Origin of the sequence: Zavarzinella sp., assembly GCA_041399155.1 — a bacterium.
In the GTDB taxonomy this organism is placed as follows: domain Bacteria; phylum Planctomycetota; class Planctomycetia; order Gemmatales; family Gemmataceae; genus JAWKTI01.
The window spans coordinates 374,821-393,522 of record JAWKTI010000003.1 but is presented as its reverse complement, the minus strand read 5'-3'; the positions used below and the strand labels follow the sequence as shown (position 1 = coordinate 393,522).

Annotated in this window: 15 protein-coding genes and 1 tRNA gene; 4 read left to right on the top strand and 12 right to left on the bottom strand. The window is 49.1% G+C overall.

The genetic code is table 11. The annotated features are described in order from the left end of the window. Positions 1–20: 20 nt before the first annotated feature. A complete protein-coding gene (locus R3B84_15820) occupies positions 21–1,079 on the bottom strand; it encodes a MoxR family ATPase (GenBank protein ID MEZ6142033.1) in 1,059 nt (352 codons plus the stop codon). 102 nt (positions 1,080–1,181) lie between these two features. Beyond that, positions 1,182–2,264, bottom strand: coding sequence for a prenyltransferase/squalene oxidase repeat-containing protein (locus tag R3B84_15815; protein ID MEZ6142032.1), 1,083 nt, complete (start codon positions 2,262–2,264; stop codon positions 1,182–1,184). Positions 2,265–2,718: 454 nt separating this feature from the next. Between R3B84_15815 and R3B84_15810 the strand changes: the two genes are divergently transcribed. Continuing rightward, on the top strand, positions 2,719–3,687 hold the full coding sequence (locus R3B84_15810) for a DUF1559 domain-containing protein (protein MEZ6142031.1): 969 nt from the start codon (positions 2,719–2,721) through the stop codon (positions 3,685–3,687). 119 nt (positions 3,688–3,806) lie between these two features. Next, the gene (locus R3B84_15805; GenBank protein MEZ6142030.1) at positions 3,807–4,799 is read left to right on the top strand and encodes a hypothetical protein; all 993 of its coding nucleotides are present in this window, start codon (positions 3,807–3,809) and stop codon (positions 4,797–4,799) included. 101 nt (positions 4,800–4,900) lie between these two features. Here the strand turns inward: R3B84_15805 and R3B84_15800 are convergent, their stop codons facing one another. Then, on the bottom strand, positions 4,901–8,539 hold the full coding sequence (locus R3B84_15800; GenBank protein MEZ6142029.1) for a protein kinase: 3,639 nt from the start codon (positions 8,537–8,539) through the stop codon (positions 4,901–4,903). A gap of 180 nt (positions 8,540–8,719) precedes the next feature. Further along, positions 8,720–8,793 (bottom strand) — tRNA-Val (locus tag R3B84_15795). Between the two features lie 221 nt (positions 8,794–9,014). Here R3B84_15795 and R3B84_15790 point away from each other — a divergent pair. Next, positions 9,015–10,610: a peptide MFS transporter gene (locus R3B84_15790; GenBank protein MEZ6142028.1), complete on the top strand. Its 1,596-nt coding sequence runs from the start codon at positions 9,015–9,017 to the stop codon at positions 10,608–10,610. Between the two features lie 74 nt (positions 10,611–10,684). On the opposite strand, the gene R3B84_15785 is transcribed toward R3B84_15790, so the two are convergent. The 6 genes from R3B84_15785 to R3B84_15760 all read right to left on the bottom strand — a co-directional run bounded on the left by R3B84_15785 (position 10,685) and on the right by R3B84_15760 (position 14,602). Then, positions 10,685–11,059 carry a hypothetical protein gene (locus tag R3B84_15785; protein ID MEZ6142027.1) on the bottom strand — a complete coding sequence of 125 codons (375 nt, stop codon included), beginning with the start codon at positions 11,057–11,059 and terminating at the stop codon, positions 10,685–10,687. A gap of 174 nt (positions 11,060–11,233) precedes the next feature. Continuing rightward, positions 11,234–11,461, bottom strand: a complete 228-nt coding sequence (locus R3B84_15780) for a hypothetical protein (GenBank protein ID MEZ6142026.1) — start codon at positions 11,459–11,461, stop codon at positions 11,234–11,236. 81 nt (positions 11,462–11,542) lie between these two features. Further along, complete coding sequence (locus R3B84_15775) at positions 11,543–12,280, bottom strand: class I SAM-dependent methyltransferase (GenBank protein ID MEZ6142025.1); 738 nt, start codon at positions 12,278–12,280, stop codon at positions 11,543–11,545. Positions 12,281–12,614: 334 nt separating this feature from the next. After that, complete coding sequence (locus R3B84_15770) at positions 12,615–13,085, bottom strand: hypothetical protein (protein ID MEZ6142024.1); 471 nt, start codon at positions 13,083–13,085, stop codon at positions 12,615–12,617. A 123-nt stretch (positions 13,086–13,208) separates the two neighbouring features. Further along, complete coding sequence (locus tag R3B84_15765) at positions 13,209–13,811, bottom strand: DJ-1/PfpI family protein (GenBank protein ID MEZ6142023.1); 603 nt, start codon at positions 13,809–13,811, stop codon at positions 13,209–13,211. A 77-nt stretch (positions 13,812–13,888) separates the two neighbouring features. Then, on the bottom strand, positions 13,889–14,602 hold the full coding sequence (locus tag R3B84_15760) for a hypothetical protein (protein MEZ6142022.1): 714 nt from the start codon (positions 14,600–14,602) through the stop codon (positions 13,889–13,891). 42 nt (positions 14,603–14,644) lie between these two features. Here R3B84_15760 and R3B84_15755 point away from each other — a divergent pair, with 42 nt between their 5' ends. Next, positions 14,645–15,142, top strand: a complete 498-nt coding sequence (locus tag R3B84_15755) for a hypothetical protein (GenBank protein MEZ6142021.1) — start codon at positions 14,645–14,647, stop codon at positions 15,140–15,142. Positions 15,143–15,806: 664 nt separating this feature from the next. Here R3B84_15755 and R3B84_15750 read toward each other — a convergent pair. Together R3B84_15750 and R3B84_15745 are read right to left on the bottom strand one after the other, a co-directional pair. After that, positions 15,807–17,093, bottom strand: coding sequence for a DUF1501 domain-containing protein (locus tag R3B84_15750; protein ID MEZ6142020.1), 1,287 nt, complete (start codon positions 17,091–17,093; stop codon positions 15,807–15,809). 6 nt (positions 17,094–17,099) lie between these two features. Further along, positions 17,100–18,647, bottom strand: a complete 1,548-nt coding sequence (locus R3B84_15745; GenBank protein MEZ6142019.1) for a DUF1549 domain-containing protein — start codon at positions 18,645–18,647, stop codon at positions 17,100–17,102. Between the last annotated feature and the right edge of the window lie 55 nt (positions 18,648–18,702).

The following is an 18,702-nucleotide window of genomic DNA, read 5'->3' as shown; positions in this document are numbered from 1 at the left end:
AACCAGCGAACTGGCAATCATCACGAAGTAAAGATTTTGCGGAACCGCTCATCGCGTTCCAGATCGCCCATGCGGGTGGGGGTTTCATCCAGCAGTTTCTGGATCACGCGGTCGGTCGATACACCTTCCGAAGCCGCTGTAAAGTTGGCTGCAACGCGGTGACGCATCACTGGCAGTGCTACCTGCTGGATATCTTCGTGGGAGACATTTTCGCGACCATACAGCAACGCCCGTGCTTTGGCAGCGATAATCAGGTTCTGCACGGCACGTGGGCCAGCACCCCAGGATAGCCATTCCTTAATGAACTTGGGAGCACCGGGTTCCGAGATGCGGGTTTGACGCACCAGTACCGCGGTGTATTTAATCACTTCGTCTGCCACGGGCACCTTGCGAACCAGTGCCTGCAGTTCCAGGATCTGCTCACCAGTCAGCACAGCAGTAGGCTCATCCATATTTAACGCGGTGGTGCGGCGGGCAATTTCCATTTCTTCTTCAAAACTTGGATACTTCACGAAAATCTTGAACATGAAGCGGTCTTGTTGTGCTTCCGGCAGTGGGTAGGTACCTTCCTGTTCAATCGGGTTCTGGGTAGCCAGCACAAAGAACGGGCTTTGCAGTTTGTGACGAGTACGGCCCACGGTTACCTGGCGTTCCTGCATCGCTTCCAGCAGTGCGGCCTGGGTTTTCGGTGGGGTACGGTTAATTTCGTCGGCCAGCACCATGTTGGCAAACAATGGGCCGGGCAGGAATTTGAATTCGCGTGCACCAGTTGTACGGTTTTCTTCAATCACTTCTGTACCAGTGATGTCGGCGGGCATCAGGTCAGGTGTAAACTGAATCCGGCTGAAATCGAGCGACAGCGATTTGGCCAATGATGAAATCATCAAGGTTTTTGCCAGACCGGGCACCCCTTCCAGAATGCAGTGACCTCGACTGAACAGGGCAATCAGCAATTCTTCAATTACTTTGTCCTGACCCACGATCACGCGGGCTAGCTGATTCTTAATTTCCTGGAATGCCTTCTGCACATTCTTGATGGCATCAATATCGCTGTTACCTAACGTCTGTCCGTTGCTCATGGAAGCCCTGCTCAAAAATTATTAACTCGGTTCCTGGATAAACCGGAAAACCGGCCACCAGGGTTTTTTCAAACAATCATACTCGCTGGAATGCTGCCCCACTTACCGTTGATAAATTGGTAAGGTGGCACGTTCTAACTGGAGGATAGTTAAAGAAAGGGCGGTATCGTAAACACCACCAACATAACTGGCACCAAATGAGCCGTCCGCTTTCTGGCGACCAACCTGGTATTTGTACATCACTTTCTTATATTCCGACCACTTCAAACCGTTTTTGTCGCCATTGAAGATTTTTTCCCAACCATCATCGCCCAGCGTATACATGGCCTGGGAGAAGTAATAATCCATGTATTCGCCAAAGCCGGATCCGGCCTGGTTAAATCGAATATTCTTCTGGCAGTAGCTCAGCCACTTCTTGACGAGTGGAGAATTGTATTCGCCCTGGCTGAAACCAGATGCAATGGCCGCAGCCGTCAGTGCGGGGCGTTCGCCACCAATTGCAGGTCGACCATGGGCCAGAGAATAAATCACCCCACCGTTTGGTGTGGTGGAGTTTTTCAGATATTCAACAGACTTATCGATAATTGACTTGGGCACTGGAATACCCGCATTGCGACAGGCTCTCAATCCTTGAAGCTGGGTGATTGTCACAGAGCCTTCATCGAAGTTGGCACCTTCCGCTGCCGAAACATATCCCCAGCCACCTCGGTTCGTCTGGGCCTTGCCACAGAAATCGACTGCTTTTGTGAGCAGTTTTTCCAGATCTTTGCGGGTCTTTTCGTCGTCTTCTTCACCATAGACGCACCCAAGGAACAACATGCCAAACCCGTGGCCATACATATATCGTTGTGCTTCGGTGGGATTATTGGTGTTGCCCAACAATCCGTTCGGCATCGATCGTTTCAAAAACCAGTCAACGGCTTTGCGGATGTTGTCGCTGTATTTCCCTTCCCGCATGGTGCTGCCTTCCATCAGGAAAGCCATGCCAGCCAGGGCCGTCATCGACGTGGGATATTGTCCACCATTGGCTTCAAAACTACCGGCTTTGGTTTGTTGCTTTGCCAACCAGGTCAAACCTTTTTCGATTGACGCATTTACCTGATCGTTATCTATTTCATCAGCACGCACGGAAGTGGTTGCTGTCAAAACAGTTGCGACAATGCAGGCGACAATGGAATGTCTCATTCGTCTGACTCCCTGTTTGGTTCCGTTTGAGCGCAAAAGCCCATGTGGTAATGACGATCCAACTTAGCTATTCTCACACACTGGGGCCATTTACGGCCATTTTCTGCTTTTAATGAGAATTTTTTGGCCAGTTTTTGTCCAAAAACCTCCAATCGCGACCAAATTCGGCGTATCACAATATTGCGATACAGACATATTTTTCAATCTGCCGAGCGAGATCGCTTCTTGCAAGACACTAGATACTATATAGACGATCATAGTGTTAACTTGTTCCCTATATTTTGGATTTTTTCCAAAAAACTTTCTCATGCCATTTCTTCGGTGCCACACCGGAAAGGATACCCTGTCGCACCAGCACGAGAGAAAAGAAGAAAACCAACAGAGTTCACCATTGACAGTCACAAGGCCTCAAGTATATTGAGACTGCATATCATTATCGTTAAGGTGCTGTGCGATGCGTCGAAGTGCATTTACATTGATCGAACTTCTGGTGGTAATCGCCATTATCGCGATTCTGATTGGTTTGCTGCTGCCCGCAGTGCAGAAAGTTCGCGAAGCGGCTAATCGAGCGAAGTGCCAGAATAATCTGAAACAAATCGGCCTGGCACTGCATAACCATGAATCAGCACTTTTCGTTTTTCCCAGTGCGGGCGACTATCCCAACGGTGCTACAGGTGTCAGTTTTTCGCTGCAGGCACGTTTGCTGCCGTATGTCGAACAGGAAAATCTGCACAATCTCATTAATTTTGCTCTACCTTACTCGGTTCAGCCAGCGGTAACCCAATTTCGCGTGCCAATCTTTATCTGTCCCAGCGAAGTGAATGATAAACCACGTCCCGACGGTGCGTTGACGCACTACCCCATTAACTATGGTGGGAATTTCGGAACCTGGTTTCTGTATAACCCACTGACTCGCCAAACGGGCGATGGGGCATTTGTCCTGAACCGTGGCACCAGCATGGCAGAAATGATTGATGGCACCAGTAATACTGTGGCGTTTTCAGAAGTGAAAGCCTACACACCTTATTTTCGCGATGGTGGAAACCCTGCTGCTTTGAACGCCCCCATTCCCACTGCGCCGGCTGATGTGGTTTCTCTTGGTGGCGATTTCAAAACGAATTCCGGCCATACCGAGTGGGTGGATGCCCGCGTGCACCAGACTGGTTTTACCAGTACTTTCGCACCGAATACTGCGGTGATGTCTGGCACTTATGATGTCGATTTCAATTCGAGCCGAGAGGGACTGACAACCAATTTGCCCACTTATGCTGCGGTAACCAGTCGAAGTTACCATACAGGTGGGGTAGTAAATGTGCTGTTGATGGACGGATCGGTGCGTTCCGTCACCAGAAATATCCGCCTCGATCTGTGGCGTGGTGCTTGCACCCGCGGTGGGGGCGAAGTGGGGTCGTTAGATAATTAGTCTCTTTGTGACATTTCCTTCATTTTCTCCCGCCTTAATTCCCATTTTCTTCCACTTGCGTCTTTTGCCACAATCTGGTACATGCTAGATTTCCGTTCGGTTTTCAGGAGGATGCCACGGTGGGCCGATTACTCGTGACTTGCATTATCGGTGCGTGCCTCGGCCTGGGGAGTGCACCAGCAGACGAAAAACTTCCCCTGATGCGACCAATTCCCAGCGGTGCCATCAGCACCGATATCCTGGGGAAATGGCTGCGCGAACTGGGCTACGAACCGAAAGTCCTTTCTACACAAGTATTTCAGGTGGAAATTGTGCGGGATCGCTGGCCGGTTTATATCCTGCTTTCCTTAAGTAATGATGGCAGCCGAATTTGGCTGGAAAGCAAATTTTCGCCCATTGCCGAACCGGATCGCGTGCCACCAAAGGCCTGGAAGCAACTACTTGAAATTAATGATGTCATTGGGCCTGCTCATTTCAGCTTCGACAGCACCGATCGACGGATTCACCTGTATTGCCCAGTGAAAAATCATTCGCTTACTCAGGAACTGGTGCGGAAAGAGCTGGATCGCTTCGACAATACCGTGCGGCAAACCCAGCAATACTGGCGTGGGGAGAACTTCTTGCCGGAAGGCACTTCGGTCGTCAAAGTTCCGCCGAAAAATGATGCCCCGCTACCACTGTTGAAGCCAGAAGAAATTCCCAACAAAGCGGTGCCTGCACTGCCCGTGGGGCTGGATAAATCGTCCGATGCGGTGCGGTTCAGTGAAAAATGGCAGATCCAGGAAATCTGGATCAAAGGCACCAAAACACCAGACAATGTGCTGCAGAAAAACAAGCCTGAAGTGCGGTTTTTCCACGATGGCACCGGCATATATGCACAATTGAAGTCCATTGATAATGAACGCACCGTGAAAGTGAAGATCGACCACAAACCGAAGCTGCGTGAAATTGACTTCATTTCCCCACTCAATGGTGAAGAACTGGGTGTGTATCAGTTGGATGAGAAAAAATTAACAATTTGCTTCGCGGCACCGGGCCAACCACGTCCCACACGGATGGCGATTCAAGATAAAGAGACATGGATTGCATTTGTGTTGAATCAACCGAAATAGTTCAAACGCTGATTCGTCAAACACTCAAACGAGTGTCGAAAATGTTCCACGTGGAACACAGATGCATATCCGAATGACTATATAACAAATTGCCAATCAAATTATTGTTTCGCTGGCTCCGCGGCAATTTCCCCACCGTCCCAGGTGATTTTGCAGGTGGGCAGTGCTGCATGAAAACGGTCGATACCCGCTTTCGTCACTTTCGTGCGTGGCACCGACAGTATTTTTAATGAGTTTATTTTCGCCAGTTTCACCAAAGTTTCATCTGTAACCGCAGTGCTGTTCAGAAGCAGTTCTTCCAGAGGCATTTTTGCCAGTGCGGACGCACACTTGTCGGTCACTTTTGTGGAACAAAGGTGCAGTTTTTTCAGCGGTAAATGCTGAATTGATGCAATGCCCACGTCTGTCACTGGTAGATCATTCGCGTAGAGCAGTTCGATCGTTTGGTGTTTGCCAATCTGGGCGAATCCTGCATCATCCAGTGATGTATCGGAAATAATAAGCGTGGAGATTGTTTTTACCGCATGCAGGTGCTGCAAATCGTGGGCAGCGATCTTTTTGCCCGCCAGCGAACAGGTAATTACCTGAAAAGCCCCACCTGGGAGCATTTTCGGTGGGGCAACATCCTGAAATTGCCCTTCAGATAAAATGCCCACGGTGCCACCTTTGGAAAGGGCAAATGCAGCAAACGTGCGGTGGAAATCGACTCCGTTTTCAGGTTCAATTACCCCACCATCATGCTCGATTTTGCAGTTGGGTAAGGCCTGCCTTAGGTCTGCAAATCCCTTCTGGGAAATTTTTGTGTTCTGCAGTTTAAGATATGTCAGCTTTTTGAATTCCTTTAATTGATTCAAACTCTCATCTGTAAGGTTTGTATCCTTCAAAAAGAGATGGTTCAGGTTTTTTAGATCTTTAAGTTCCTTTAATCCCAAGTCACCCACTTGCGTTCCAGAAAGATCGAGAATGTCGAGTTTCTCTAAAACCTTGATTATCTTCATACCTTCATCACTGACTTTTGTTTTGTGAACGTGAAGCTGAGTAAGGTTTTTGAGCAATCCGATATCTTTCAGTCCTGTATCGCTTACCTCTGTTTGTCCAAGGCTTAGGTAATTAAGGTTTTTGAGTTCTTTGAGTTCCTTTAGCCCCAGGTCACTTACCAGCGTTTTTTCCAGAGTAAGTGCTTTGAGGTTTTTGAGATTCTTGAGTTCTTGCATTCCAGCATCACCAACGCCAGTGAATGCCAAATTTAGGTAATTGAGGTTTGTGAGGCTTTTGAGTTCCTTTACCCCTGCATCGCTGACCAGTGTATCGGATAAGTCGAGATGTGTCAGTCTTTTGAGATCCTTGAAGTCCTTGCTGCCAGCATCACTAACCAGAGTTTTTAACAGATTGAGGCTAGTGAGATTTACAAGCTGTTTGAGCTGATTCACTCCGGTATCAGTTACCTTGGTTCCTGCCAAATCAAGAGTTTCAAGATCTTTAAGTTGTAGCAGATTTTGAATTATACCATCCGTTAACTGATTATTATGGGCCAGATTGAGACCTAACAGGTGTTTGACATTCCAGATATTTTTCAGATCTGCATCGGTTACTCGTGTTTGAGGCAGATTGATTTGAGTGAGGAAAAAAGAATCGTTTGGCAGATTCTCCAGGGCCACGATGTCGGATCTTTGCCCGTTAATCCGCACGCTACCACCCTTTGAGATCACCCACTCGGCGGCTTTGCGGTCAATATCGATTGGCTCAATGACCCCACTGTCGTGGGTGATTCTACATTTGGGTAGCGATTGATGGAGTTCTTCAATACCAGTGGGTGTTATTTTTGTTCTACTTACATCCAATCCACTCAGTCCCTTTAATTCTTTGAGATGAAGAATTCCTTGATCTGTAATATGCGTGCCAGTGAGCGATAATTCCTGTAGTTTTTTAAAATCAGAAAGATGTACCAAATCACTGTCTCTGATTTTATTGTTATTTGACACATTAAGTATTGTCAAATCGGAACGGCTTTGCAACTGTTCAATACCCTCTAAAGTGATAAGCGTTCCTTTGATATTGAGAAACTGTAAGTTTTTACAATCTTTAAAATGTTCTAATGCTTTGTTAGTAATTTTGCAATAGTATAATTCCAGAGTACGTAGTTCATGAATATGTTTTAAACGAAGGATGCTTTTATCAGTAATCGATGTGTTACCACCTAAATTGAGTTCCATCAAATGTTCACAATTCTCGATATTACCAAGATCCTCGTCTGTTAATTTTGAAATGATTAGCTTAATTGACGTCAGCCGAAATGGCGATTTTGGCAACAATTTCACTGAATTAATATCGTTCAATTCGCCATTCACTTGAACAATGCCTCTGCGGCCAATTACCCACTCGGCGGCTTTGCGGTCAACATCCATCTGTGGGGCTGGATTAACTTTTCCCGGCCCCACGTTGGCCAGTTCTTTTCCGTCTTTCCCCTTCACAATTACGGTGGCACCGTCGGGCACTTCAATTTTGGTTTCGGTGCCATCCTTATTTTTGATGATGATCACCACACCAACAATCATTGCCACCAGTGCGGCCAGCGAACCTGCGGCAATCCAGAACGGCTTTTTTCCAGTAGGTGGGGCCTTTTTTCGGCCGTGGCGTACTTCAGGCTGCTTTTCCGATGCCTGCGGCTGGGCAATTGTCGCACTACCACTGCTCGCATCAATGTCGGCAAAAGGATTTTCTGCTGCGGTGGGCATCGACATCGGTACGTAAGTCACCGGCATCGCTTCCACAATCGGCTGCGTGTGACCCGGGTTTTTCAATTCTTCCGCCACTTCCCGCAGGTGGGCAATCGCTGTTGCAGCATCTTTCGGTCGTTGGTCGGGATTTTTTGCAAGTAACTGGTTAATCAGCCGTTCCAACGATTCGGGTACTTCTGGATTCAATTCCCGCACCGGTTTGGGTTCTTCCGTGGCTAAGGCCATCAGCACCGCCATCGTGGTTTTGCCTGCAAAAGGCAATTGGCCCGTGGTAAGCCGGTACAGCATCACCCCCACGCTGAACAGGTCGGATCGGTGGTCAATTTCATCCGCACGGGCCTGTTCCGGGCTCATGTAGGCAGGTGTGCCCACGATGGTGCCACTTTTGGTCAGTTCCACCTCGGAATCCATTGGCTTTGCCAGACCAAAATCGAGAATCTTCACCCGTGCGTTGGGTGATTCCAGCCACAGGTTACCCGGTTTAATGTCCCGGTGGATCAATCCCAGTTTGTGGGCTGCGCCGAGCCCGGCAAAAGTTTCTGCAGCAATCCGAATAATGTGCTTCAGGCTGGGCGTGCCTTTTTTCTTCAAATACTCGTCCAGCGGGTAGCCTTCCAGGTATTCCATGGCGATATAAGGGATGCCGTCCCGCTCGTCGGCTTCGTAAATCGTTACAATGTTGTCGTGCTTGATTTTGGCAGCGGCACGGGCTTCCCGCAGGAATCGTTCTTTAGCAGCATGGTTGGCGGCATATTCGGGCAGCATCACTTTCAGGGCTATCTGCCGATCCAGCCGCGTATCCAGTGCTGCGTATACAGCCCCCATGCCACCGTGGCCCAGTTCTTTAATAATTCGGTAGGGCCCCAACGTACCCACTTCACCTGCTAAGGCAGGTGGGGAAAATCCGAGTAACTGTTTTCCTGCCACCGCTTCGTGGCTGGTGACGGTTTCTTCGGTGAAATCCACTTCCGATGGAATGGGAGATTTGCTCGGGCCGACCATTAACAACTCCAGTGGGAATCCATTGGCGTTAATATACCACAATCGGCTGTGGGGCCATCAGCAAAAAGGCTGCAGGTCGATCAGATATTCAAATGAATATCGAAAATGTTCCACGTGGAACACTGATAGGTGCTTGAGTGTCTATATAACAAAAATGTGATCAATGCAGAGAAGAGGGAATGGGCGTTACTGGACTTGAACCAGTGACCCCCACAATGTCAATGTGGTACTCTAGCCAGCTGAGCTAAACGCCCCTCGTTCTAAAAGGTTATCAAATATAGAGCAGTTGGCAAGCAAGTTTGGTTCGGTGGGGTACCGAAAATAGCACTATTTTCTGTTTACCCACGGTTTCCCACAAAAAACAGTTGCGTAAGATACGAAAACGATTACTATCGTGGTTTCGTTTGCTGGTGCTATCTCGCCTCTCCCTTCCACCAGTGGTGTTATTTGTGCATTTGGCGTTAGAGAGTGATTCATGGATTCAATTTACAAGATAATGATCGGTGCGTGGGCGTTCGTGATCATTTGGGTGATCGCGGTGATTTTCATGAACCGCAAGCAGCACCCTGCGGCACTGTTTTGCCTGTTTATGGTGGAACTGTGGGAACGCTTCAGTTATTACGGTATGCGGGCGATGCTGGTCCTCTACGTCACCAAAACAATTCTGGATCAAAAAGCTGGTTTTGCTGGGTTCGGTGGCTTTGGGATGTCCAAAGATGCTGGCTACGGCATTTATGGTGCGTACGGTGCCCTGGTCTACCTGACCCCACTACTCGGCGGGGTGCTGGCCGATCGGTTGCTCGGTTTCCGCAAATCGATTGTCTGGGGGGCTATTCTAATGGCTGCTGGTCAGTTTGCGCTGGCTGGCAGTGCCTGGGGAGGGGGAGCTGAAATCACACAAACCTTGCGTCTGCAACTGGCCTTTTTCGGCCTGGGACTGCTGGTAATGGGGAATGGTTTCTTCAAACCGAATATTTCCAGCTTGATCGGTCGATTTTACCAGCAGGGCGACCCACGCCGCGATGGTGCGTTCACCATTTTCTACATGGGCATTAACATGGGGGCGTTTCTGGCCCCACTGACAGCCACGGCGATTGGGGAGAAAGAAGGCTGGCAATACGGTTTTCTGCTCGCTGGCATCGGCATGGTTCTAGGGCTAATCATCTTTCTGGTAACAGTATTTACTGGCGTTCTACAACAACATGCGGAACCACCCAAGCCAGCACCCGTGTTCGCCAGTTCACCCAAAATGTGGGAATACGTCGTTTACGGTGGAACGTTCCTGTTTGTGGGCCTGTCCACACTGTTAATTTACAAGAATGATATTGTCGATATTGTGCTGATTGTGCTGGGCTTACTCGTGATCGCCTACATGATTTACGATTCCTTCCAGTACACCAAGCCGGAACAGCAGAGGATTTTCGTCATTCTGATTCTGTTGTTCTTCACCGCAGTCTTCTGGACCTTCTTTGAACTGGCGGGCAGTGCACTAACAATCTTTACCGATCGACACATCAGTAAGAATCTGTTTGGGCTGAAAATTACCACCGGTAGTTTTCAATCGGTGAATGCGTTCTTCATTATTATCTTCGCTCCACTGTTCTCCTATATGTGGACGTATCTGGGGCGAAGAAAGCTGGACCCGAATGCCGCAATCAAGTTTGCGATTGGCTTGCTGTTGCTTGGCCTGGGTTTCCTGTTGTTGAGCACAGGAAAACAATCAGCGAAAGATTTTGTCATGCCATCAATTTTCATGATTGGTCTTTACCTGCTCCACACTCTGGGCGAACTGGCACTCTCCCCGGTGGGACTGTCGTTGGTAACCAAACTGGCCCCAGGCAAGATTGTGGGCATGATGATGGGGATCTGGTTCCTCTCCTCGTCGATTGCCCACCAGGCCGGCAAGCATATTGCCAAATTGACGGAAGTTTCAGATAAAGCGACCCCACAAGAAACCTTCGATCAGGCACTGAAAGTGTTCAATCAGTGTGGATTCTTTGCGATTGCCTGTGCAGCACTGTTGTTGCTGATCTCGCCGTTGATGAAGAAATGGATGCACGGCGTCCGGTAAGGTCTGAAACGCCCAGTTTCTTCTGCCCACCAAGTTAGCTTAATCCTGAAAGTCGCCCGTCGAATGTGGCCAATTTAGGCATTCTTATTCTTCGCCAATGCCTTCCATATTGTTCCGAATAATACAAAGGGAAAGATCAAAGATCCGATGACTGCAATCGATACGCTGACTTCGACATTGCTGAACGGCCGAAAAATCGAGTGTAATGTCATTCCCAGAACCAAGGCTGAAATAGCCAAGGATAAACCAACTGCAAATTTCACTCCAAAGCTGTTCTGTGCCCCAGCGGTACGATGATGAACGAATGCTGCCACTTGGGTACCCAAAATTGCGCCAACGATGAAAGAAAGCTCGGCGTTCTTGAGATCGAAGGCGTGCACAATAGCAAAGGTAATGCTGCCGCCTACGAGAAAGGCAACCGAGGAAATGAATAGTAGTGCTGGTCGCATCAATAGCTTTTTGAAAGGCACTTTGTCTTGTTGTTACTGACAATATTCAAATCTATTTGCATGGAACAACATGTTACTATAGATGCTGGATCTCCACGATTTCGGACAGACGTCCCTAATTATTTGGATTGGAAGCGAAAAGTTCGAGTTTCAGGTTCCCGAATCCCGCAAAGTTCAATCAACCAATTCCAGGCCAGCCACAAAGTAACGCAGGATATAAGGCTTTGAAGCAGGCTTGCCATCAGGAAACTGATTTCCAAAAAATGCGATATACGCATCTTCGTCTCCAGTTTCAGGATCGCTCCAGATATGGACAACGACACCGCATTCTGTTTGCATGACGCCTTCACGGTCTTCAAATCTGCGCCGAATTCGACTGCCAACACGAATATGAGAACTCATTTCATCCTCTTGTAATGATCGTAAGTGGGCAGGGGCCAAGTACGGTGGTTTCGCAGTCGCATGATGTATACCAATCACTGCTTAAGCCTGCGTCTCGTGGTTCGGAGGTACCCTGGAACGTCTGCCAACAATCGCAGTGGCACAGCCAAAGAAAAAGGAACGATACTCGACCTCAAGACCAGTCTTTGCAAATTGATCATAGGCTTCACGACAATCGCGAAATGCTCTCGTGTATTCTCCGAGGAGACGGTAATTTTCTGGATTTCCCAGGAAAATGCGTCCGATGAGAGGGATTACGTACGAAATGTAAAAATAGTATGGTATGCGGAGCAAGCGCGATCGAGGTAATGAAATCTCCAGGAAAGCAAATTGCCCCCCAGGACGCAAGAGGCGGAAGACAACCCCGGCAAGTTCCGAGAGTTGTTCGGAATTAAACGTCTTCAGGCCAAAGGAAGACACAACGTAGTCGTAGGATTCATCCGGCAGTCCGTGTTGCAGAACATCAGCTTCGACGACTTGATACGGAAAGTCCAATTGATGTTTCGCAGCAACACGGCACATTGCAGGCGAGATATCGAGTAGCATAATCTGGCCATGTGGGCCTGTTCGTGATGCGATGAGATGCAATAACTCACCCATGCCCGTCATCAAATCCACGACAGCTGCGCCATCGGTGATTTCCATGCAACCAACGCACTGTCGGCGCCAGCGTCGTGCAAAGCCAAATGATGAGATCATGTTCACGATGCCGTAAGTAGCCGCCATTTCGTCAAATAGTTGACGGACAAATGCCGGATCATAGATATTGCGACGAGCCATAACAGGTGAACACTGCTGCCAAATGGTCCGCGATCGAGCAGTCGCGAAAGTTGAGACGAAGCGATTCCTGCCCCAATCGCTGGATAGCCCGCGTGTTGCCATCACACTTAGTGTATGTTCAATCGCTGACCAATTTATTTTCGACGGTCGGAAACAACCCCTTCAGGGTTGGTGTTGGCGGCATATGCTTCCCATGGTTCGCGATGCTCACCCTGAGCTTAGAGAACTGGTACTTAGGTGCCGAAACAGGTATATGCTCGATTTCCGACCGTTAAGCCAACCGTCCAGACAAGGGTACGTACTGGCAAGACTATAATCGCGTGGGGGAAGCCAGTCAATTGCAGCCACTGTTCAGCGCAGCCAGTTGGTTGTGAAGTTCTTTTGGGAAGGGATGCTCGGCCCATTTTTTCTGATATCCGTCAAGCCCCCACTTTTCCAGCAAGTCATCAAGCACACTAACAACGGCAGATGCGAACTCGGACACGGTAGTCTGACACTTGAACACAACATTGAACTGGTCAGCGGGATACATATTCCAGCTCGCCCAGTCATCGAACCATCGGACTTCTATATCTACCAAGGCTGAATTTTGGGAACCAGTGACTATCAAGTGGTGTTCTCCAGGTTCGGCCATGAAAACAACTGTTACGGCTGAGTTCCCATCGCAAAGGTCGAGGGCTGCTTGCGACAGTTCACGCAACGAATCATGCAGATACGAAGCGGTCATAGCGACCTGGCGGTCATTCTCACTGACCGAGACAGTGGCCCAGCCGGTGCCGTCAAGGATATATGAGCAGCGAAACATGCAATTTTACTGGTTCGCGATCGAGCAGAGTCGCGAAACTGAATACAAAGCGATTCCTGCTCGAATCGCATCCTTTGGGCATCTCTATTAATATATACTCAATCGAGGCTCCGTTAGAAGAAGTTAGTTATTACCGAATGGAACTTCCATTTGCCTTGCCGTACTGGCGGCCAATTCCTTGTCTGCGAAGCGCGTAACCAAGTGAAGGCTCATATCAATTCCTGCCGCGATACCCGCCGATGTTACGATTGTTCCCTCGTCAACCCAGTGAACATCCTCACGAACTAGCACATTGCAAAACTGAGTCTGTAGTTCAGCAATGTCTTCCCAATGGGTTGTCGCATTTCGGCCTTCAAGCAGGCCTGCTTTGGCAAGAATGAATGCACCTGTACATACGGACGCGGTGATCGTTGCCTGAGCGGAATGAGTCTTCACCCATTCAATTACCTGTGCGTCCCCTACTTCTCTGTCGACAACTCCGCCTGGAATGATCAGTAAATGAGTGGCGGGACAGTTCTTTAGTGAGAAGTCTGGCAGCACCTTGAGGCCTGCGCGAGCACATACTGCATTCTGGTCTTTGGCAACCAGGAACACACGAAATAAGTCCTCCGCATCGGGATTCCTCCGCTTGAAAAGTCTGGATGCGGTGGTGAACACTTCATAAGGACCAGCAAAGTCAAGGACTTCAACATCTGGAAATATGTAGATAGCAACGTTCGTGGGCATTTTCTTCGCCAAACTGGTCCGCGATCGAGCAGAGTCGCGAAAGTGGATACAAAGCGATTCCTGCTCGAATCGCATATTTAGGCTACACTTGAGGATTCGCAAAGCCCTTTCAGCAGATTGAGTGCTTTCGGCCATGCTTCGCTAATGTGTTTTTCCCATTCGGAGGATACGTCCTGGTCGACTACTATTCCTGTGCCTTCAAGTGTCGCCTGGAGCGTGTAATTCTCATATGCTGGCGCCCAAGAGCGGACAGCTTCACTTGTTGTATCTTCCACTCCATTGGATATAAAGCCGAGGTGCCTGATAGAAATGAACTCGTTCGTCCGACTGTCCGCGATTTCCGAAATCATTCCATCGCCACTTGGCGATAGGAAGCGGATCTTCGAGCCATTTTCCCAGGAACCCTCGAATTTCGACCCTTCTGCGAATACTGATGTCCACTGCTCGTAACTTTCAGGTGTGGTGATGTGGTGCCACACTACTTCTGCACTCGCATTAATAGTAGTCGAGAACTGGATGCGTTTCACTTCAGACATGGAACCTCCGATGATGTTGGTATGAGCCCGAACAGAGTCCGCGATGTAGCATAGTCGCGGAGTTGAAAACAAGCGATTGCTGCGGCTGAAATACAATGCCCTGCCACTTTCATCGCACACAACCTTCACACAATTCGGGTTGTGGTAGACATCTTCCGTTTGAATAGGGGTAACAAGCGTGCCCATTTCTGCCCCACCATGGGTCTGCATTTGCTCGATTAATCGAGCAAATGCATCCGTGCCAAAGGATTTCATTATAATGGAAAAACAGTCAGTCGGTTTTCGAGGGTGCTGATCATGTTCCGAATCTCGCTTGCAGTATTATTCCTGTTTCTTGGAAAGGCATGGACCGCACCGGTGCCAGCGAAGAATAAAGATATGGAACCTTTTGATGCCCTCAGCCACAAATATATCAAAGAACTGGTTGAAAATGCCAGAAAAGAAGGCAGGCAAAATATTGATGGCAGTGATTCGAAAGAAAATCAGATCCCCACGGGTACCATTCTGGTTTATGTCACCAGTGATAAGCAATACGGCAAGCTCATGATTGTTGAATACGGGACCGACCTGAAAATAAAGTGGGTGACCTACCACAAGGACGGTGGGGTGGCTACGAAAGGTGAAAATCGCATCGTGAAAGGAACCTGGTGGTGCGATCTCGACACAGTATTGGAAGGAGATCGGAACTCTCGGCTGAAGGGAGGTGATTTCTGGTGGCAGCTGAAAACGAAGACATCGCGTTCTATCGAGTTCCGGAACGGCGCGTTATTCGCTGTATATTCCAGTGAAAAGTAAATAGTTCCTGCATGTAGAATCATATCTGCAGACCGAACTGATAATTCAAGAACAAGCCGAATTTGGAAACATTTGACAACACCCGAAATTGCGAAGATTCTCTGTTACGGTTCGGTGATCCAGTACCCACCTCAGGTGAAACCACAAAACCATTCATTGTGGGCAATCTGTTTCACCAACGCAAGCCCTGGTTGTCCCCGGTAAGTGCCGTCAAATCATTTGGTGAAGTCAGGTCGAGATCATATTCCGTTTCCTCTGCCATTTGCCCCACTCCGTTTTACACCCCTGAAAGCCGTGAATAATCGGTAATTTCGCCGATCAACAATCCAACTGGAATCAAACTGGTTCTCAAATGCCTCCAATGTTTCCTGCCTCGGGGAATTGTCGAGCACAGCAAAGATCACGCGGCGGAATGCGTGGTTAAAACGATCATCCTCAACAAGAAATTGATGAAACTATTTTGCAAAGTTTGCCAGATCATTTTTGAAAACTCCACAACCCCAAGCACCCAGTATCGTGCTAATCGCACACCACTCAATCACGAACCAATTTATTTTCGACGTAGAGGGGCTTGCAAGGGATGCCCCATGCTGGTTCAGTTGTGGGCCTATCGCTCTTGCAGTGGGACAGGTTGTACGGAACCGCAAGAGATATGAAAATATTCTCACTTTCTCAACAGTGCGGTGATTGGCTTGCAATTATCATGGGCGATCGGGAGTGGCTGGCCGTTGTTGTCGTATTCCACAAAAAACGGGTCCACATTCACCGCACGGAACCAGGTATGGAACAGGTGGCCGATATCAACTTCACCTTCCGCAACATCGGTGCCTTTATCATTGGTGCGACCGTACACTGCCCCCGCCTGGATTCCCGCACCACCCATGGCCAGCGACCAGGCTTCCGGCCAGTGATCCCGGCCTAAATGCCCATTGATTCGTGGGGTGCGGCCAAATTCCGACATCGCAATCACCAGCACCTGATCGAGCAATTTGCGTTCATGCAGATCTTCCAACAGTGCGGCAAATGGTTGATCAAACTGTGGCACCAGCGATGCCGATCCGTGAAAATTGTCACCGTGTGTATCCCATCCGTAAGAGGTTACTTTGGTAAATCGTACCCCCGCTTCAATCATCCGTCGGGCTATCAGCATGTGCCGCCCCAACTCGTGGGTGCCGTAACGTTCTTTGTCTTTGGCGGAATAGCTGTTTTCATCAAATAAATCACGATGCTTACGAAGCTGTTGGGCAATTTCATGAATTTTCTTTAATGATTCGGCGGTTTTCGACTGGCGTTCTTTTGCATATTCTGCATCGAAAAAGCCACGGAGTTCATCTCGCTGTTCATCTAGCGTGGGCGAAATGGTTGGTGGTGGCAACAGGTTTTCTGGTGGTTTGCCATCGCCCAGTGCCAGTGCGGAAAAATCCGGCCCTAGAAAGCCAGCATCTTTGGTAATAAAGCCGCCACTGCCTGGCTTGATTGAAATGTAGGGTGGCAGGCCACTGGACGTGGGGCCGAGCAGTTTTGCCACTGCAGAACCAAGAAAAGGATAGGTGACCCCACGGTTTTTGGGATCGCCCCGCTGAATGCGATCCACTCCAGCCGAGTGGGAATTGTCCTGCGTGTGCAGACTTCGCACCAATGAAAGATGGTGCATCTGTTTCGCGGTGTGGGGCAACAATTCAGAAATATGAATCCCTGGTACCGACGTAGGAATTGCCCGAAAAGGCCCACCGAACGGCGTGCCCGGTTTGGGGTCCCAACTTTCTAGTTGGCTGATCCCACCATCAAGCCAGATGAACAGAATCTGCTTCGGATTCTCTTTGGGTGTAGGTTTCGCCTGAGCAGTGCTGCTCAGGACACCGGCACCTGCCAGACCTGCTGCCCACTGCATCAACGTGCGACGATTCAGCAGATGTTCGTGCGTGGGGCAAAGAAAATGAGAATTACGCATGATATTTTAATGATTGATGGTGAATTCAGTGCTGGAAATGACTGCCCACACCAGATGAGGCAGGCGTTGCTGGCGTGTGGCAGGATCAGAAAGGTATGCGACAATTTTTGCCTTTTCTGCCGCAGATGCTTTGCGGGTAAGCACTTGCAACATCAGGCGATCTGGAATCTCATCGTTTTTCATGGTGGCAATTTGCCCCACCAGCGTTTCGGGGGTGGGGTTCAACCGTTCGTGAATCAATGGATCGTTGCGTAGAAACAGCACTCCTTTTAAGCTGGGGGCAATTTCCACTTCTGGTTCCCGCGGTGCGTTAGCGAAGGTTTTCAGCAAACGATCCGTTTCGGCTTTGGTGAATGGCTTACCCAGGGCAATACCCAGCGACCTGCTGAACTGCTCTGCAGACATGCGTTTTTCCAAACCTCTGCCGTAAGCGTAGGTGCTGGATTCTGCCAATTTGCTGGACCGCTGGTAACTTTCGGATCGCACCACCTCGCGGATCAGCCACTTCAGATCATAACGGTGGGCAATCAATTCGCTGGTCAGCAATTTCATCAGTTCCGGGTGGGATGGGGGATTTTCCGCATGAAACATGTCCAGTGGCTCCACCAGCCCTTTGCCCATGAGCATGTGCCAGATTCGGTTGGCAATATTACTGGCGAGTCGGTCGTTGCCAACACCTGCAACCGTTTCCCCCAATTGCTGCAAATAGCTGATCTTCAATTTTCCTGGGCTTTTCGTCTTGCGATCGGGTGCGACGATATATTCTTCCCCTTTCGGAAACATCGGCAGGTCCAGTTCTGGCTTTCCGGGCAGTGCGGGCCCAGTTTCCAATGGCAATTTCTTAAAAACCGATGAGAAAGCAACTTTGCTACCTGGTAGTTTTTCCCCCACCTGAGCAGTGGTGGCATCTACCAGATAGGCGTGCTGCACGAAGGCGTATAACCCCTGAAAATCCCGCTGTTTATATTCCTTCACAAACAGGTGATCGTGGCACTCGGCACATTGCAGGTCCACCCCACAGAACAGTCGGCCAATATCCCGCGTCAGTGCGGGGTAATCCACCGGATTCTGACCATAATTTTCCAATCGTTTGGACAGGAAAAAAGACGCACCCTTGGGGGCACCTTCCACATTGCTGCCTTGCAGCATTTCCCGCACCATCTGATCCCACGGCTTGTTTTTTGTTGTGGCATCGGAAAGATATTCCTGCCACAGAGGATTTTCGCCCAGCCGCTCCATTAACAAAATGTGAAGCTGCTCTGATAGATGATGCGTAAATTGCTTACTGGCAAGCAATTGATCAATCAGTGAAGTGCGCTTGTTAGGGTCTTTATTTGCCAGAAAATCAGTGGTTAGCTGGACCGAGGGGATCGAACCAATGAGGTCCAGGTAAATCCGACGCACAAATTCAGCATCGTCTGCCACGGGTGCTACTGGCTGCTGCCTGGCATTCTTGAGAATTTCCAGATCAATCTGTTTGCTGAGAGTATCCCCCCACGCTGGGGAAAAACCACTGATGCAGAAGAGTACAACGGATAATGTGCAAATTCTCATGAGAATCAGGTGGGGGTAAATGGCGTGGTCAATCTCACCACCACTATAACGTGGA

Excerpts from the sequence above, each read along its gene's own strand:
- R3B84_15820 (MEZ6142033.1), bottom strand. The coding sequence starts at position 1,079 with ATGAGCAACGGACAGACGTTAGGTAACAGCGATATTGATGCCATCAAG.
- R3B84_15815 (MEZ6142032.1), bottom strand. The coding sequence starts at position 2,264 with ATGAGACATTCCATTGTCGCCTGCATTGTCGCAACTGTTTTGACAGCA.
- R3B84_15810 (MEZ6142031.1), top strand. The coding sequence starts at position 2,719 with ATGCGTCGAAGTGCATTTACATTGATCGAACTTCTGGTGGTAATCGCC.
- R3B84_15800 (MEZ6142029.1), bottom strand. The coding sequence starts at position 8,539 with ATGGTCGGCCCGAGCAAATCTCCCATTCCATCGGAAGTGGATTTCACC.
- R3B84_15790 (MEZ6142028.1), top strand. The coding sequence starts at position 9,015 with ATGGATTCAATTTACAAGATAATGATCGGTGCGTGGGCGTTCGTGATC.
- R3B84_15785 (MEZ6142027.1), bottom strand. The coding sequence starts at position 11,059 with ATGCGACCAGCACTACTATTCATTTCCTCGGTTGCCTTTCTCGTAGGC.
- R3B84_15780 (MEZ6142026.1), bottom strand. The coding sequence starts at position 11,461 with ATGAGTTCTCATATTCGTGTTGGCAGTCGAATTCGGCGCAGATTTGAA.
- R3B84_15775 (MEZ6142025.1), bottom strand. The coding sequence starts at position 12,280 with ATGGCTCGTCGCAATATCTATGATCCGGCATTTGTCCGTCAACTATTT.
- R3B84_15770 (MEZ6142024.1), bottom strand. The coding sequence starts at position 13,085 with ATGTTTCGCTGCTCATATATCCTTGACGGCACCGGCTGGGCCACTGTC.
- R3B84_15765 (MEZ6142023.1), bottom strand. The coding sequence starts at position 13,811 with ATGCCCACGAACGTTGCTATCTACATATTTCCAGATGTTGAAGTCCTT.
- R3B84_15760 (MEZ6142022.1), bottom strand. The coding sequence starts at position 14,602 with ATGAAATCCTTTGGCACGGATGCATTTGCTCGATTAATCGAGCAAATG.
- R3B84_15755 (MEZ6142021.1), top strand. The coding sequence starts at position 14,645 with ATGTTCCGAATCTCGCTTGCAGTATTATTCCTGTTTCTTGGAAAGGCA.
- R3B84_15750 (MEZ6142020.1), bottom strand. The coding sequence starts at position 17,093 with ATGCGTAATTCTCATTTTCTTTGCCCCACGCACGAACATCTGCTGAAT.
- R3B84_15745 (MEZ6142019.1), bottom strand. The coding sequence starts at position 18,647 with ATGAGAATTTGCACATTATCCGTTGTACTCTTCTGCATCAGTGGTTTT.